General features: G+C 39.9%; 13 protein-coding genes. 5 read left to right on the top strand and 8 right to left on the bottom strand.

Annotation, left to right across the window (positions count from 1 at the left end; translation table 11 throughout):
* Positions 1-20: 20 nt before the first annotated feature.
* A complete protein-coding gene (locus FUA25_RS09600) occupies positions 21-1,562 on the bottom strand; it encodes a glycine--tRNA ligase (RefSeq protein WP_147756691.1) in 1,542 nt (513 codons plus the stop codon).
* Positions 1,563-1,717: 155 nt separating this feature from the next.
* Between FUA25_RS09600 and FUA25_RS09595 the strand changes: the two genes are divergently transcribed.
* The gene (locus FUA25_RS09595; RefSeq protein WP_147756690.1) at positions 1,718-2,488 is read left to right on the top strand and encodes a GLPGLI family protein; all 771 of its coding nucleotides are present in this window, start codon (positions 1,718-1,720) and stop codon (positions 2,486-2,488) included.
* 44 nt (positions 2,489-2,532) lie between these two features.
* The gene (locus FUA25_RS09590) at positions 2,533-2,820 is read left to right on the top strand and encodes a hypothetical protein (protein WP_147756689.1); all 288 of its coding nucleotides are present in this window, start codon (positions 2,533-2,535) and stop codon (positions 2,818-2,820) included.
* A 229-nt stretch (positions 2,821-3,049) separates the two neighbouring features.
* Here FUA25_RS09590 and FUA25_RS09585 read toward each other — a convergent pair whose 3' ends face one another.
* A complete protein-coding gene (locus tag FUA25_RS09585) occupies positions 3,050-3,529 on the bottom strand; it encodes a hypothetical protein (RefSeq protein ID WP_147756688.1) in 480 nt (159 codons plus the stop codon).
* Between the two features lie 96 nt (positions 3,530-3,625).
* On the opposite strand from FUA25_RS09585, the gene FUA25_RS09580 reads away from it, so the two are divergent.
* Entirely contained in the window at positions 3,626-4,636 is a 1,011-nt protein-coding gene (locus FUA25_RS09580) for a quinone-dependent dihydroorotate dehydrogenase (protein WP_147756687.1), read from the top strand.
* Positions 4,637-4,647: 11 nt separating this feature from the next.
* Here FUA25_RS09580 and FUA25_RS09575 read toward each other — a convergent pair whose 3' ends face one another.
* The 3 genes from FUA25_RS09575 to FUA25_RS09565 form a co-directional block, all read right to left on the bottom strand.
* Complete coding sequence (locus tag FUA25_RS09575) at positions 4,648-5,145, bottom strand: hypothetical protein (RefSeq protein ID WP_147756686.1); 498 nt, start codon at positions 5,143-5,145, stop codon at positions 4,648-4,650.
* Positions 5,146-5,282: 137 nt separating this feature from the next.
* Positions 5,283-6,527 (bottom strand): DUF445 domain-containing protein, encoded by a 1,245-nt coding sequence (locus FUA25_RS09570; RefSeq protein ID WP_147756685.1) that lies wholly within the window; start codon positions 6,525-6,527, stop codon positions 5,283-5,285.
* Positions 6,528-6,590: 63 nt separating this feature from the next.
* On the bottom strand, positions 6,591-8,750 hold the full coding sequence (locus FUA25_RS09565; RefSeq protein ID WP_185146686.1) for a DUF4838 domain-containing protein: 2,160 nt from the start codon (positions 8,748-8,750) through the stop codon (positions 6,591-6,593).
* Positions 8,751-8,968: 218 nt separating this feature from the next.
* Between FUA25_RS09565 and msrB the strand changes: the two genes are divergently transcribed.
* Both msrB and FUA25_RS09555 read left to right on the top strand, forming a co-directional pair.
* The gene (gene msrB / locus FUA25_RS09560) at positions 8,969-9,499 is read left to right on the top strand and encodes a peptide-methionine (R)-S-oxide reductase MsrB (protein WP_147756683.1); all 531 of its coding nucleotides are present in this window, start codon (positions 8,969-8,971) and stop codon (positions 9,497-9,499) included.
* A 120-nt stretch (positions 9,500-9,619) separates the two neighbouring features.
* On the top strand, positions 9,620-10,369 hold the full coding sequence (locus tag FUA25_RS09555) for a murein L,D-transpeptidase catalytic domain family protein (RefSeq protein ID WP_147756682.1): 750 nt from the start codon (positions 9,620-9,622) through the stop codon (positions 10,367-10,369).
* 70 nt (positions 10,370-10,439) lie between these two features.
* Here FUA25_RS09555 and FUA25_RS09550 read toward each other — a convergent pair whose 3' ends face one another.
* The 3 genes from FUA25_RS09550 to FUA25_RS09540 form a co-directional block, all read right to left on the bottom strand.
* Positions 10,440-13,094, bottom strand: coding sequence for a TonB-dependent receptor domain-containing protein (locus FUA25_RS09550; protein ID WP_147756681.1), 2,655 nt, complete (start codon positions 13,092-13,094; stop codon positions 10,440-10,442).
* Positions 13,095-13,558: 464 nt separating this feature from the next.
* On the bottom strand, positions 13,559-14,194 hold the full coding sequence (locus FUA25_RS09545; protein WP_147756680.1) for a hypothetical protein: 636 nt from the start codon (positions 14,192-14,194) through the stop codon (positions 13,559-13,561).
* Positions 14,195-14,264: 70 nt separating this feature from the next.
* Positions 14,265-14,951, bottom strand: a complete 687-nt coding sequence (locus tag FUA25_RS09540; protein ID WP_147756679.1) for a response regulator transcription factor — start codon at positions 14,949-14,951, stop codon at positions 14,265-14,267.
* Positions 14,952-14,958 lie beyond the last annotated feature (7 nt).

Genomic DNA, 14,958 nt, shown 5'->3' with positions numbered 1-14,958 from the left:
TTTATATACTATTTAAAAAATTAGATTTTTGAAAGCAGATTTCTGAAATTCGTTTTCTCATCGATAATCCTGCGTAAATCTGAAACAGCAACTCTTTCCTGCTTCATCGTGTCGCGGTCTCTTAAAGTGACCGTATCATCGGCTAAGGAATCATGATCTATCGTGATACAGAAAGGCGTTCCGATCGCATCCTGACGACGGTAACGTTTCCCGATGCTGTCTTTATCTTCGTAAATCATGTTGAAATCATATTTCAGCTCGTTGAAGATCTTTTCGCCGTATTCGCCAAGTCCGTCTTTTTTCATTAACGGCAAAATAGCGGCTTTTACAGGTGCCAAAGCCGGCGGAAGGGAAAGAACCGTTCTTTCGGAACCGTCATCCAGCACCTCATCTTTCAGGGAATTTGCAAAAATCGCGAGGAATAATCGGTCTAAACCAACCGAAGTTTCCACCACATACGGAACATAATTTTCATTTCTTTCCGCATCGAAATACTGCAGTTTACGACCGGAGAATTTCTCATGAGCACTCAAGTCGAAATCGGTTCTGGAGTGAATTCCTTCCAGTTCCTTAAACCCGAAAGGGAACTTAAATTCAATATCTGCGGCAGCATTGGCGTAATGCGCAAGTTTTTCGTGGTCGTGGAATTTATAGTTGTCGTCACCCAAACCTAAAGCCAAATGCCAGTTCAGGCGTTTCTGTTTCCATTCTTCATAAAAACCGAGTTCAGTTCCTGGCGGAACAAAAAACTGCATTTCCATCTGTTCGAATTCGCGCATCCTGAAGATAAACTGTCTTGCAACGATTTCATTCCTGAAGGCCTTACCAATCTGGGCAATCCCGAAGGGCAGTTTATGACGCGAGGTTTTCTGAACATTTAAAAAGTTTACAAAAATTCCCTGAGCGGTTTCCGGACGCAGGTATAAATCAGTCGCAGTATCGGCCGATGCACCCAATTTTGTTCCGAACATGAGGTTGAACTGACGGACATCCGTCCAGTTTTTAGAACCGGTATCGGGATCGGCGATTTCCAGTTCTTCAATCAAAGCTTTTACATCGTCAAGATCTTCAGCTTCCAGAGATTTCGCCATTCTGGTAAGAATGGTTTTCTGTTTTTCACGGTATTCTACAACACGGCCGTTGGTCGTCTCAAATTCATTTTTATCGAAAGCCTCGCCGAATCTTTTGGCGGCTTTATCAATTTCTTTCTGGGCTTTTTCTTCCAGTTTAGCGCAGTAATCTTCGATCAGAACATCGGCTCTGAAACGTTTTTTCGAATCCTTATTATCGATCAAAGGATCGTTGAAGGCATCAACATGGCCGGAAGCTTTCCAGATGGTCGGGTGCATAAAAATTGCAGTATCGATGCCCACAATATTCTCGTTAAGCTGCACCATTGCTTTCCACCAGTACTGTTTGATGTTGTTTTTCAGTTCTACCCCGTTCTGTCCGTAATCGTAAATTGCCGAAAGTCCGTCGTAAATTTCACTTGAGGGAAAAATAAAGCCATATTCTTTCGCATGTGAAATGAGTTTTTTGAAAACATCTTCCTGTTTAGCCATCTTAATTTTGAATTTGTGCAAAAATAGGGAAATTAATGGTGATTTAAAACCCTAACTAAATCATCTTCATTTTGTAACTTGCTATTTTTAGCTTAACAACAAACTCTAATATCTTTTTATATGTATAATTTTATCTTTGATATAATACTATCTATATGAATATAAAAGTAATATTAAGCTTCATGTTTGTTTTTTATCTAGTTAACATAGAAGCACAAAATAAACACATTGCAGAATTAGAAGTAATCTACAGAATGAAATATGTAGGAGATTCTCTTAATAAATCTAGTATTATAGAAGGGGATATGATTCTTTTAGCAAATAACGAGACATCAATATACTTTAATCCTCAAATGGTTGATTATTATAAATATCTGGATGAACAGGCTCTTTCTATAAATTCTAAAAATCTAAATGTTACAAATCTTCCATCTATCCCCAAAATAAGACACAATGTTTTACGGGAGAAGGAAAATATAATTTCAACCATACCTTTGGGTAGATATCACTACATTTTTAAAGAAAGTAAACTCAATTGGGAGCTTGTTGAAGGAAAGAAAGAAATTTTAGGGTTGGAATGTAATTTAGCAAAAGTAAAAACAGAGAGTGATGTTTATTATGCATGGTATGCTCCGGTTATTCCTATTCCTGATGGTCCATTCCGTTTCAAAGGATTGCCCGGATTAATAGTTGAAGTTTACAATCGTAATAAAACCATTGAATTTTCAGCTATTTCAATTTCAAAAACAGATAAACCGATCGATCCTATCAACGATGTTGCTGTAATTAAACTGAATAATAAAGACCAATTTTTAAAGATTAGAGAACAATATATTACTGATCCCTTTCAAAACAATACTCTTAACCGAGAAATTAAAAACAGAATAACAAAACGTATTAATAATTGGAATGTTTTTTTAGATTAAAAGACATTATTTTAAAATATTTACTAATTTTAAATTTAATTATCATGAAAAAACTTTTTTTTGTTAGCGCTACAATCGTAGGCTCATTAGTGTATGCAAAATCATCTGATGTTAGAATGGATGAAAAAGCAGTAACGCAAGAAAGTGAAAAATTTGTTGTATTTAAACCTGGCATTTACAGCGTAACCTTTACATTGCCATGTGGCGGAACCGTAACTGAATGGTATGGTACAACCTATGATGAAGGAACTGTTGGGTTTAACAGGGATTTAGCTTGGATTGTGAATACTAGCGTTGAAGAACATTGTGGAACCGGAAGTTCTGGAGTATAAAATAAAGGGCTTGGTAATACAAGCCCTTATTCTTTCTTATAGATGAAGTGATATTTTGTTTGAAAATTTGAGCCGAATTTCGCGCAGAAGAACTCCGCAAGATCGTTGAAGTGAAATTTAAGCTGTGGCAGCAGGGGTTCCGGCAGTTTTGGAAATTCCTTCTTTTTATATGCTTTCCGGTTTATATAAAAAAGACAGGAACCGCGTCCCGTCTGTTTGATGTGCTTTCTTAAAAATTATAGCTTAAAGCCAATCCGTTTCCGGCAGTTTCCAGTTTAAAATAAGGTTGGAACGCTGTTGCTTCACCGTTCTCCAGAGCCATCGCTTTTTCTGCATTTTTGTTTGCGGCAATGGCAAAAGGAATGCCGATTCCTACCAATCCTGCTCCAATGCCTACTACAGTCCAGCCTTTCGAAGGCTGATTTTCATAAACAATTCCGTTTCTTACTTCCTGTTTCTTTCCGCTAAGTGCAGGAATAATTCCAAATCCGATGGCAAAACCACCGGTGTAGGCAAAAATCTGCCCAACAGTGGCATTGGTTCGGGCTTTTTTAAAAAGGGTTGCCGCCTCAGGATTTTTAAAGACGTCATTGTACTGTGACATTTTATAAGTCTGACCATCTTTCACCAATCTGTTCTTCTCCATGGTGACCTGCGAAAAAACACTCTGTACCCCAAAAAGTACCGTAAACAATAAAATTTTCTTCATGATTATTTTTTTTCTAAAACTAAGCAAATTTTCAAACCACGCAAATTGTTTTTTTCAGGAGATGTAAAATTCCTTAAATTTGCTAAACTTTTTTCCATGTACAAAAGCATTATCCGTCCGATTCTTTTCAAATTCGATCCTGAAGAAGTTCATCATTTTACTTTTTCAATGCTAAAAAAATTTCCGTTCCTAACTAAGGTCTTTCTTCCGAAACCCATAGAAGACAAGCGGCTGGAAAGGGAAGTTTTCGGCCTCAAATTCAAAAATCCGGTAGGTTTGGCAGCGGGTTTTGATAAAGACGCCAAAATGTTCAGTGAACTTTCGGATCTGGGTTTCGGGTTTGTTGAAATCGGGACTTTAACCCCGAAAGCACAGGAAGGAAATCCGAAAAAAAGGCTTTTCCGCTTAAAAGAAGATTCTGCCATCATCAACCGGATGGGGTTCAATAATGGCGGTGTGGATGCGGCAGTGGAAAGACTGAAAAAAAACAAAAACGTTCTCATCGGCGGAAATATCGGTAAAAATAAGGTGACGCCGAACGAAGAGGCGGTTAATGACTATATCATCTGCTTCGAAAAACTTTTCCCGTACGTCGATTATTTTGTGGTGAACGTCAGTTCGCCGAACACTCCCAATTTACGGGCTTTGCAGGAAAAAGAACCTTTGACCCAATTGCTGGGAACCTTGCAACAACTCAATTCGGAAAAGGAAAAATCCAAACCGATTCTTCTGAAAATCGCACCGGACTTAACGGATGAACAGCTTCTGGACATCATTGACATCGTAAAAGAGACTCAAATTGCTGGCGTGATCGCGACGAATACAACGCTTTCCCGCGAAGGCATTATTTCTGAAAACAAAAGGGAAACGGGCGGACTTTCAGGGAAACCGTTAACCAAAAGATCGACAGAAGTGATCAGATTCCTTTCCGAAAAAAGCGGAAAAGCCTTCCCCATCATTGGAGTCGGCGGAATTCATTCTGCAGACGATGCCTTGGAAAAACTGGAAGCCGGAGCCAGTCTGGTCCAGCTATACACCGGATTTATTTATGAGGGGCCGGAACTGATCCGTGAGATTAATAAAAGGATTTTAACCCGACAGATTTAGTTGCGTTGTTTTTAAAAATGATAAGTCAGTGCCATTCCATTTCCGGTGAAATCGAACTGATAATAGGACTGAGAGGAAGTTGAAAACTGATTTTCCAATTTAACACCTTTCTGGATTTTATTTTTGCCGATTATTGCCAACGGAATTGCAACGGCAACAACCGCCCCGCCTACTGCAACCAACGTCCAGCCTGGTTTTGGTTCTTTAACTACGTTAAAATTTCCATTTACTAAATTAAACGTGTACTTTTGCTTTGAAAGTGCGTTTGGAAGCCCGCCGCCGATTAATAAACCACCGCAAAAACCAAGAACACTGGACACGGTAGTATAACTCCTTCCTTCCCTGATGTAATTTTTAGCAATTGGGTTGGTGAACTGGGTTTTATAATCTGTAATTCGGTATTCTATCCCGTCCTTTTCAAATTTTCTGCCGCCTTTACTGAGTGTAATTTCCTGTGAAAAGGATAGACAAACCCATAATAATCCCGTTAGAGTAAAGAATTTTTTCATTGATTAATTTTTACGAAAATAAATTAAAAATCTGAATAAAATGCAATTCCTATAAAATCACGGGATATAAAAAGGCTCCAATTCTTTACCAGTTATTTTTTTTAATAAAATTGTTAACTTATTACAGTTAACCGGTTCTAAAAGAAAAAATTTGTCACGGTGTAAATTATCAAGCCTACCAAACCACCGACTATAGTTCCGTTTACGCGGATGAATTGCAGGTCTTTTCCGACCTCAAGTTCCAGTTTTTCACTGAGTTCTTTTCCTTTCCAGTTTCCGACGGTGGAACTGATGAGGTTTCCCGCCTGATGGGTGTTTTTCAGGATGTATTTGTACGCCGTTACTCGCACCCAATGGTCAATTTTGTGCTGAAGTTTTTCATCGGTCTTCAGGTTTTCCGAAAGTTCGGTAAGATTTTTCCCCAGATAGTTTTTTAAAGCCGAATTTTCCTCCTCCAGTTCTTTTGTCAAAGATTTTTTAATCGAATTCCAGATGTCATGCGAATACTGGGTGAGCTTTTCCTCCTTCAGAAAGTCATTTTTAATGGTACGGAATGCTTCTGCCCATCTTTCCTCGGTCTGAATTTCAGCGGAAAACGCGTACAGTTTCTGCGTAATCTCCACCCTTAACGAATGGTTGGGGTCGTTTTCCACTTCTTCAAAGAATTTTGAAAGACCGCCAGTGATTTTTTCAGCAATGGAATTATCCACAAATTTCGGGATCAGGAAAAAACTTTCCTTTTTCACGCGCTCTTTCACGATTTCCTGATTGTTGACGACATAATCCTTGATCTGTTTAGAAAGGTTGGTGATAAGTTTCTGATGGTCATTTTTATCCAGAACATATTCAATTCCGTTGCCAACGATCTGGTTAATCTTCAGGTCATCTGTCATTTCTCTTGCTTTATTGCTGATGAAATTCACCACGGCAGCATCATCCAGTTTATGCAGAATATTGAGAACCATACCCGACAGTTCCTGTACCAACACTTCCTGATTGCGTTTCTTGCAAAGCCAGTCTCCCACGAAATTCGAAATTTTTATTTTCTGAATATAGGGACGGATGTTCTGCGGCGACAGAAAATTGGAAACCACAAAATTGCCCAGATTGTCACCGATTCTTTCCTTGCTGTTTTCGATAAGATTGGTGTGCGGAATCTTGATGCCAAGCGGATAATTGAAGAGTGCAGTAACGGCAAACCAGTCGGCCAATGCACCCACCATTGCGGCCTCGGAAAATGCCCGGATATAACCGATCCAATGAGCAGGATTTCTCTTTTCGAGAATTGTCATCAGGACAAAAACAACCGCCATCAGCACAAAAAGTCCTGTGGCAAACATTTTATATTTCCGGAGCTGTATTTTTTTTTCTTCGTCGTTCATTCTTTCTAATTTAGGAAATCTAATATAAGGAGAAAAGCAGGTATATTCAACTGTTTACTTCATTTAATTCACCCATATTTCATCGCAGGCCAGCATGGGTTCTCTATTTTTACTGAAGATAAATTCGGGAAGAGCGGGTTGGTTTTCTGCAGTAACCCGAAGATAACGGGCCTCAAAATTTAAATTTTTGAAAAGCTTTTTGATTTTCTTTACCGTATACTCCTCTTCCGGTGGCGAAAGTTGATCCAAACCGGCCGCTGTATACTTTTCACCGTCGAGGCTGTATTCCAGTTTAACGTTCTGCGGTCTTAAGATCCGGTGTCGGATGTCTTCCAGAAAGTTTATTTCCACTTCCTTTATTTCCGTCATTTTTCCCAGATCAATTGTCGCAATCATGGGTTTTCCGTAAAAACACAGCCAGTTAAAACTGAAATCGCTGTATCCGGGTGTGCCGTCGGTTAACGTTTTGACACCGTTTGCAGGAAATTCCGGGGCAAAAGGAAATTCAAACTGAACTTCACTATTTAAAGCGAGGTTGTCCCGCACCCCTGTGGTAAAGATCATCTGCCATTGTTCACCATACTCTTTTGGAGAAATACCCCCTTCGGAAAGTTCTTTAATGCCGAAAAGTTCTGCCTGCTGAACAAACCGGTTGACGCGGTCTGCAAATCCATCCCTGATCTCCCAATTTCCACCATTTTTTGTAAAGATCCCGTGTTTTCGGGTTCCATAGAATTTCGCCTGCTGCAGATAGGTATAATCCATCGACAGCCTGAGTTTTTCTATTCTTTTTGAAAAAACCGCCTGTGTTTCAACTGCTTCATGAGCTCTGTCCATGATGATGCTTAATTCATCCAGATTTTCCGGCGTCAGAAAATCCCTGTAATTGTTCACCGGATTTCCGTAAATATCAAGATTTGTTCCCGCAGCAACTGCAAAACCGTATAATTTATTCATATAAGATTTAACAAATGGTGCTGCGTCTCCATAATAGCCTATTAAAAAATCTTCAGTCAACTGATCCGAATCAAGAGTGGGATTCCAAAGCAGTTTGGACAGGAGATAGGTTTTCAGTTCAGCGAAATCACCATATTCAGGACCATTAAGCTGGGCAAAAACGCCTGCGGCTTTTTTGTGCTGATAATATTTGAAATTTGGCTGAAAAGTGAAATAATTGGGAAAGGGCGCTAAAAAATTCGTGAACTGGGTATAATAATCCCAGATAAAAATCCGGTGTGTTTTCGCAGACCAACCCTCGAGGTTTCGGCGGAACGCCTTTGCAGAAGCCTCCTTATCCACAGGAAAAGTTCGGGCAATTTCAACATTGCTTAAAAATATAATGACATTTTTCTCAGGTCTTGTCACCAATGGCGGTCTCGCTGTAGCATTGTAGGCAAGTGTTGTAAAGGTTCTGTCCGGAAAATGTTTTGCAATTCTGTTCACAAATTTCAGGAGAGAACCCTGATTTCCGCCGTCTTTTAAATTAGAACTGCTGCACAGGGGACATTCGCAAAAACCGCTGTTGTCATTTGGACTCACCGACCAGTATTTGGCGTCCGGATTTTCTTTAAAAGCTTCGTCAAGGTTTTTGACGGAGATTTCAAAAACATCCTCATTACTCAGGCAGAGCTGTGTTGAATGTCTTTCACCGTTATAAAAAGCAAAATATTCAGGATGCGTTTTAAACAGACTTTCGGGAACAAGGCGGCCGAAACTGTGTCCCCAAATTCCCCAAAGATCTTCCAGATTATGAAGTTTGTGCCAATCCATGTATTCCCGATCGGTTTCAGCCATCGAATAGACTTCCCGAAAACGGAAGGCAGGTTTTTCACCGATTTTAAGAGGCAAAGGAATTTCGAGCCGCAGAAGCGCAGGACAATACGGTTTCTCACCGGGAGCAAAATTTCTGCATCCAAAAATTTCTTCGACAAGAGAATATGCCCCGTAAACAAGTCCTTTTTTATTCCCTTCCATGAGAATGTTATTTCCTTTGTTTTTGATAGTAAAAGATTCTGGTGAAAGCCGGTCGCCCACCTCTTTTAATTGAATAGTGAATTTTCCACCACCGTCCTGTAAAGAAATTCCGCTGACGCTGTTGAAATAATGTTGAATGATTTCCATTGCCGTTTTTTCATACGGGGACCCGGAAGCTGATATGGAAATCACATAATCAGTCTTTTTTTCTGAAAAAAGAAGGATAGATTTTGGAGTTTGTGCCTGCATTTGAAGAGCTTTGATAAGCAAAAAAAAGAGAAAGAGTTTCTTCATGTTCAGTGGTGAAAATTCAGTAAGGAACGTTTCAGTTACCCTAGTTTACCGCGTGCAAATATACCATAGTCAAACTTAATCATCCTGATTTAAAACAAACATCAAAAGTAAGAGATTTCCCACCTGTTTTTTAAGTCATTATGTTTAATTTTGACTGAATCAATTTAAAAGAAATGAAAATCTTAATTTACCTGTCCGTTTTCATGTCGTTGCAAATGTGCTCGCAGGTGAAACACCCTGAAAAAGTTAAAAATATGGAAAATTCAGCAGCAAAAACCAATCCCTATTACTCCCGAACCGACCGTACAAAACTTACGGTTACAAACGCAGAATGGAAAAAAATCCTCCCTGCTGACTTATATGCCATTGCCAGAGAAGCCGATACTGAAAGACCTTTCACCGGAAAATACAATCAGTTCGATGAACTGGGCGAATACTACTGCGCGGTCTGTGGAAATCATCTTTTCCGGTCTGATTCCAAATTCTCATCAACCTGCGGATGGCCCAGTTTTTTTGAGGCCGACAAAGAAGGAGTTGCCTATCACCGCGATTCAACACTGGGAATGGAAAGAACAGAAGTGGTCTGCAAACGCTGCGATTCTCACCTTGGCCACGTTTTCAATGACGGGCCTGAACCTACGGGAATGCGGTACTGCATGAATTCAGTTAGTTTGGAATTTGTTGGTGATTCGGAGAAGAAATAAAATTATCAATTTACAGATTGGTGTTAAACTTTCTTAAATAAAGTTAAACTTTTCGAATTTAACTGGTTGATTTATATTGTTTTGTAAATTTGCTGAACCAAATTTATTTAACATAATAATATGAAGAGATTTCTTCTTGCGCTTTCTGCCACCTTTGTATTGTCGACTTCGTTCTACAAAAGTCCCGAAACGCACCCCAACAAAATAACCAATATTCCTGAGAATAAGAGTCCTGTTTCCCGTACTTCTGATCTGAAATCTAGTGGCAACTCCGTGGCGGAGATTTATAATTCCATTGATTTCAGTTCCGGAAATATATTAAACGCTGAGGTTTTTGAAAAAGCTTTCGTTGGCTTCAGCAATCTTAAAAAAGCTGCAAAACTTGACGAATCGGCTAATCTATTGACAGTTGTCGATTTTTCTCTTTCTTCAACTCAAAAAAGACTTTGGGTAATTGATCTGAACACGAAAAAGGTACTTTATAATTCTCTTGTAGCACACGGCAAGAACACAGGCGATGAATTTGCAAAAAACTTCTCGAACACCGAAAGTTCTCTGCAGTCGAGCATGGGATTCTATATAACAGAAAGCACCTACACCGGAGAAAACGGCTATTCCCTGAAACTTATAGGAATGGATCCTGGATTTAACGACAATGCCTATAAAAGAGCCGTAGTGATGCACGGCGCCGATTATGTGAGCGAGGATTTTATTAAATCCCAGCACAGGATCGGCAGAAGTTGGGGCTGCCCCGCGGTTCCCCGTGAACTTGCTCAACCCATCATCAATACCATCAAAGGTAAAAACTGTCTTTTTATTTATTTTCCCGATCAGGATTACCTGACCAGTTCGCAGTGGCTTAAAGCATAAAATAATTGATACATTTTAAAAGAAAAGGATTTCAAAATAATTTGAAATCCTTTTCTGATGTTTTTGAATTTTAAAATTTAAGATCAACACCAACGTAAAAGTTTGCAGGCATAATAGGCCCATAAACCATTCCGCCGTCAAAATAGTTGCTGAAAGGATTCTGAGCATCAATAATGACATTGTTCTGGGTATAACCGGTCAGATTCTCGCCACCGGCATACATGCGGATGTTTTTGTTAAAATCTTTTGAAACCTGTGCATTCAGGGTTACATAAGAATCCGAATATTCCGGGAGCTGGAATTCTGTAGGATTTCCATTTAAATTTGGGAGTTTCTGTCTGCCAACATACTGTAAAGTGGTGTCGAAAGACCAGAATCCGTCTTTTTTATCTTTCACAGTTGCGTAAGAAGCGTTAAAAAAGCCGCGGTTTTTGGCCATGAAAGGAATTTCTCTTCTGCCATCCATAAAATCAGCCTGTACATCATAATACTTGTAAGCCATTCTGAAATCAAGGTTTTTGATAACTGAAAAGTCCAGCTGGGTCTGAAAACTGTTGGCAAAGGAATTCCCTGCAAGGTTATAAAAAACAATTTTTTGCGGCGAAGCATCTAAATCAGCTAAAACTTGATCCTGAAAATCGGTTCTGAAAAAATCGGCAACTAAAGTGGCTTTTTGGCTGAAAAGTTTGAATTCCTGCTGTAGACTGATTCCATAGTTCCAGGCAATTTCAGGTTTTAGGTTATAGATTTCACCACCATTTCCAAGAATTTCAATTTTCCGGTTTGAGGCGAAATACTGCTGGTTTTCGGCAAATACATTCGCTGTTCTGAATCCTCTTCCGGCAGAAAGTCTAACAATTGTTTTCGGTGTGAAATCATATTTGAAATTCAGCCGTGGTGTAAACTGTGTTCCGGCGAGATTGTGAAAATCCGCTCTCGCTCCTGCAACTAAGGTGTATTTCGCTCCCGTTTGCGTGTATTCGAAAAAGAGGCCGGGAACCGTTTCGGTTCTTTTGAAATTATCGGTCAGGTAATCTTCATTAAACCGATCATACAGAAAGCTCGCACCGGTTTTGTATTTATGGTTGGTATTGCCGATGATGCTTTCGAAGATCAGATTGGAATAAAAGGTATTCTGTTTTCCAAAATAATTCCTCAAACCAAAAAAACTGTCCTGTTGATGATAGGTAAACTGATTCATCAAACCAATACTTTGATAAGGTTTTCCTTTAAAAATATAACCGGTTTTGTTCCAGACCTGGAATCTTGAAATGTCGATTCCGACGCCATAAAGATTCTGCTCAGACTGATCCAGTTTTTTATCATAACCCATCTGACCGGCATTCCTCGAATCTTTCAGAAAATTAATCCCGAAATGCGAACCCAACCCGGATTTGTCAAGATCATTGTAGTTCAGTAAATAGGCAACATTCAGTTGGTTTCCGGTTGGCTGATCCATAAAACCGTCATCATTCGTATCCATTTCAGTTAAAGTGGCATTTCCGTGGAGCAACAGAGACTGGTTCCATTTTTCTGAAAGTGCAGAAGTGCTTGTAATATTCATTTCCACTCTGGAATTGGCATCTGCAAAAACATTCAGATTTGTTTCCGGTGTTTTATCAAATTTCAGAAGTTCTGTATTGATCTGTCCGGTGATGCTTTCGTAACCGTTTGTGACCGTGCTTCCGCCTTTGGTCAACTGAATTCCGCCAATCCATCTGCCGGGGATGAAATTCAGGCCGTAAGCCGAAGCCAGACCGCGAATTTCAGGCAAAAGCTCTTTGGTGAGACTGGTGTACTTCTGATCCAAACCCAGCATCTTGAGCTGTTTGGTTCCGGTCACCGCATTGCTAAAAGAAACATCAACCGTGGCGTTGGTTTCGAAACTTTCAGACAAATTACAGCAGGCTGCTTTCAGCAGTTCTTTCGAACCTATATTAAAGGTTAAAGCTGCATTCTTTTTGCTTAAAGCCGTTGCTTCTTCAAGTTTTGTAAGATTTACCACCTCAATGGTATTTGCGTTATCATCATTGTGTTGCTCTTCACCGTCCTGATGAACCAAAGCGCTTTTCACGCCCAAAGGAAGTTCGCGGTCATACAAACAGCAATCGGGCAGATTTTTATACACCTCATCCGGTGCTCTGTATTTTTCGTTATCGTGGCCTACTTCAGCAATTTTTTTCAGAACGGCATCCGCTGATGTTTTTTTCGGGTCGAAATCGAGAATAACCGTTTGGGTTTCTGCATCCCAATCTGCAGAAGCAGCACCTGCCTCTTTTGCTGCTTTTTCAATTCTTGCTTTGCACGAACCGCAGTTTCCCATTACAAAAAAACGGTTTCCTGTATTTGCCGGGTTTAAAGATTCGGTTTTAGGTTCTGCTTTCAAAAAAGATGGAGTGCGCTCGTAATGGCAGCAGGCCGGAAGGTTTTCGTAAACCGAATCTAAAGCGGTAAACTGTTCATTGTCGTGGCCTACGTCTGCAATTTTTTTTAACAGTTGAGTTGCCGAAAGTTTTGATTCGTTGTATGCTACAGAAAGCTGCTGTGTTTCTTCGTTCCAGTTGGCATACGTTGCACCTGCTTCTTTTGCAGTGGTCTCAATCCTATCCTTACACATTCCGCATTCCCCCTTTACTTTGAAAGTGGATTTGGTGATGTTTTGAGCAGAAATGTTTTGAACAATAAAAAAGAGAAATATTAAAAGACTTTTAAATAAAGTTTTCATTAGAGTAAGTTAATTAAATTAAATATTGGGCTGAAAGAACATTCTTTCAGCTGTACATCAATCAATTAACCTATTTTGGGAGGCTGCCAGATTTTAGTATTGGCAGCGGAAAACTCGGGAGTCAGGTAAGTGAATTTTTCTTTTGTGGATGAAATTAATTTCATCACATCAGATTTTTTGTCTGAAGGACTGACCCCAAAGAATACGAATGAGGTGGAACACATATGGCATTTTGTGCAATTCCCCTCACATGATGACTTTTCGCTTTTATGACACGGTTCTTTACTGTGCTTTTCAGTCTTACAGCAGTCTTTGGTGGCAGATTCTTTTTTGCAGCAGGAAGTATCCGGAGACTGCGCAGAGAAATTCTGTTTGGGAATAATAAATATTCCCAAACACAAAATCAATAACAGTATCTGAAATCTCTTTGCCATTTACGCTGCAAATTTACAAAAATATAAATACTATGGAAGCGGAGCCCCTACCTGCAGATCGCAACGGTGATAAGGTGCACCATGAGCTGGATTTGTTGCCGGTTTTTCGCCGCTAGCAAGCGCGTTTTGATCCGGAACTGCTGTCGGCACTGGTTGCGGAGCTGCTACAGGAGTTTGCGCTTTCGGGGAACTCAATGGAGCTCCAACTGCAATATCGCAGCGGTGGTTAGGTTCGCCGTGTGGGGGATTCATTCCCGGTGCAGTTTTCTGTTGTGGTTTTACTGCATAAGCTGCAGGATCAGCTTTTACGGGCTGAGATTGGGGTGCTATTTTAACCGCCTGACCTGAAACCGGTGAGGAGGACTGAACCGGTGCCGAATTTTTAATCGGATTGGTGTCGAAACCTGAAAATGCACTTTGGTTGGTTGCTGAAACCTTCTCCGCTGGCGCAGAATTCAGCGGAGCCCCTACAGCAATATCGCAGCGATGACCGGGTTTTCCGTGTTCAGGATTCAAGGCCACAGTTGCTGCGTCTGTTCCGGCATTTGTTGAACCATTGTTAACAGTGGTTGCGGTTTTGCTTTCAGCTATTTTGTCTGCTTTCTGTTCTTTTGAGCAGGAAAAAGCCAAAAAACTTAAAGCGATTACTGGAAATATATTTTTCATTTTTATTCTTTAAAGTCAAAATTAGTAAAAACTTTTGACTTTGGTTTGACTCGTCAGGGTGTAGACTTTTTTAGTTTTTCACCAACAGTCTGAATCCTTCACCATGAACATTGATGATTTCAAGGCCGTCATCTTCTCTCAACAGCTTACGGAGTTTTGCGATATACACGTCCATACTTCTAGCGGTGAAATAATTTTCTTTTTTCCAGATTTTTCTCAAAGCCAGGTCCCTCGGCATAAAATCATTGCGGTGCTGACAAAGCAATTTCAGCAGTTCATTTTCTTTTGGCGAAAGCTTGTATTCATTATCATTGACTCTGAGCTGTCTCAACATCGAATCAAAGAAAATATTGCTGATCTTGAACTGCTCCTGATCCTCATCTTCCACCGAAGTGCTTCTCTGGAGGATTGCCTTTATTTTGTAGAGCAAAAGTTCAGTATCAAAAGGCTTGGTGATATAATCATCTGCACCCAGCTGATAGCCTTTAAGGATATCTTCTCTCATATTCCGTGCGGTCAGAAATATAATCGGTGTGTTTTTGTCGATTTTCTTCACATCTTCCGCAAGGGAAAATCCGTCTTTTTTTGGCATCATCACATCAAAAATACAGATGTCGAATTCATTTTCCGTGAATTCTTTCAGACCCTGTTCTCCGTCTGTTGCCAAAGTCACTTCAAAATTATTGATGGATAAATAATCTTTAAGCACTGCGCCGAAACTTTGGTCATCTTCTACTAATAAGATTCTGTTGCTCATAATATTG

It is taken from the genome of Chryseobacterium sp., from assembly GCF_008014695.1.
Taxonomy (GTDB): domain Bacteria; phylum Bacteroidota; class Bacteroidia; order Flavobacteriales; family Weeksellaceae; genus Kaistella.
Note: the sequence above shows the minus strand (reverse complement) of the source record. Positions and strands in the feature narration are given on the sequence as shown.

Excerpts from the sequence above, each read along its gene's own strand:
- FUA25_RS09580 (WP_147756687.1), top strand. The coding sequence starts at position 3,626 with ATGTACAAAAGCATTATCCGTCCGATTCTTTTCAAATTCGATCCTGAA.
- msrB (WP_147756683.1), top strand. The coding sequence starts at position 8,969 with ATGAAAATCTTAATTTACCTGTCCGTTTTCATGTCGTTGCAAATGTGC.
- FUA25_RS09585 (WP_147756688.1), bottom strand. The coding sequence starts at position 3,529 with ATGAAGAAAATTTTATTGTTTACGGTACTTTTTGGGGTACAGAGTGTT.
- FUA25_RS09555 (WP_147756682.1), top strand. The coding sequence starts at position 9,620 with ATGAAGAGATTTCTTCTTGCGCTTTCTGCCACCTTTGTATTGTCGACT.
- FUA25_RS09575 (WP_147756686.1), bottom strand. The coding sequence starts at position 5,145 with ATGAAAAAATTCTTTACTCTAACGGGATTATTATGGGTTTGTCTATCC.
- FUA25_RS09600 (WP_147756691.1), bottom strand. The coding sequence starts at position 1,562 with ATGGCTAAACAGGAAGATGTTTTCAAAAAACTCATTTCACATGCGAAA.
- FUA25_RS09565 (WP_185146686.1), bottom strand. The coding sequence starts at position 8,750 with ATGCAGGCACAAACTCCAAAATCTATCCTTCTTTTTTCAGAAAAAAAG.
- FUA25_RS09590 (WP_147756689.1), top strand. The coding sequence starts at position 2,533 with ATGAAAAAACTTTTTTTTGTTAGCGCTACAATCGTAGGCTCATTAGTG.
- FUA25_RS09545 (WP_147756680.1), bottom strand. The coding sequence starts at position 14,194 with ATGAAAAATATATTTCCAGTAATCGCTTTAAGTTTTTTGGCTTTTTCC.
- FUA25_RS09595 (WP_147756690.1), top strand. The coding sequence starts at position 1,718 with ATGAATATAAAAGTAATATTAAGCTTCATGTTTGTTTTTTATCTAGTT.
- FUA25_RS09570 (WP_147756685.1), bottom strand. The coding sequence starts at position 6,527 with ATGAACGACGAAGAAAAAAAAATACAGCTCCGGAAATATAAAATGTTT.
- FUA25_RS09540 (WP_147756679.1), bottom strand. The coding sequence starts at position 14,951 with ATGAGCAACAGAATCTTATTAGTAGAAGATGACCAAAGTTTCGGCGCA.
- FUA25_RS09550 (WP_147756681.1), bottom strand. The coding sequence starts at position 13,094 with ATGAAAACTTTATTTAAAAGTCTTTTAATATTTCTCTTTTTTATTGTT.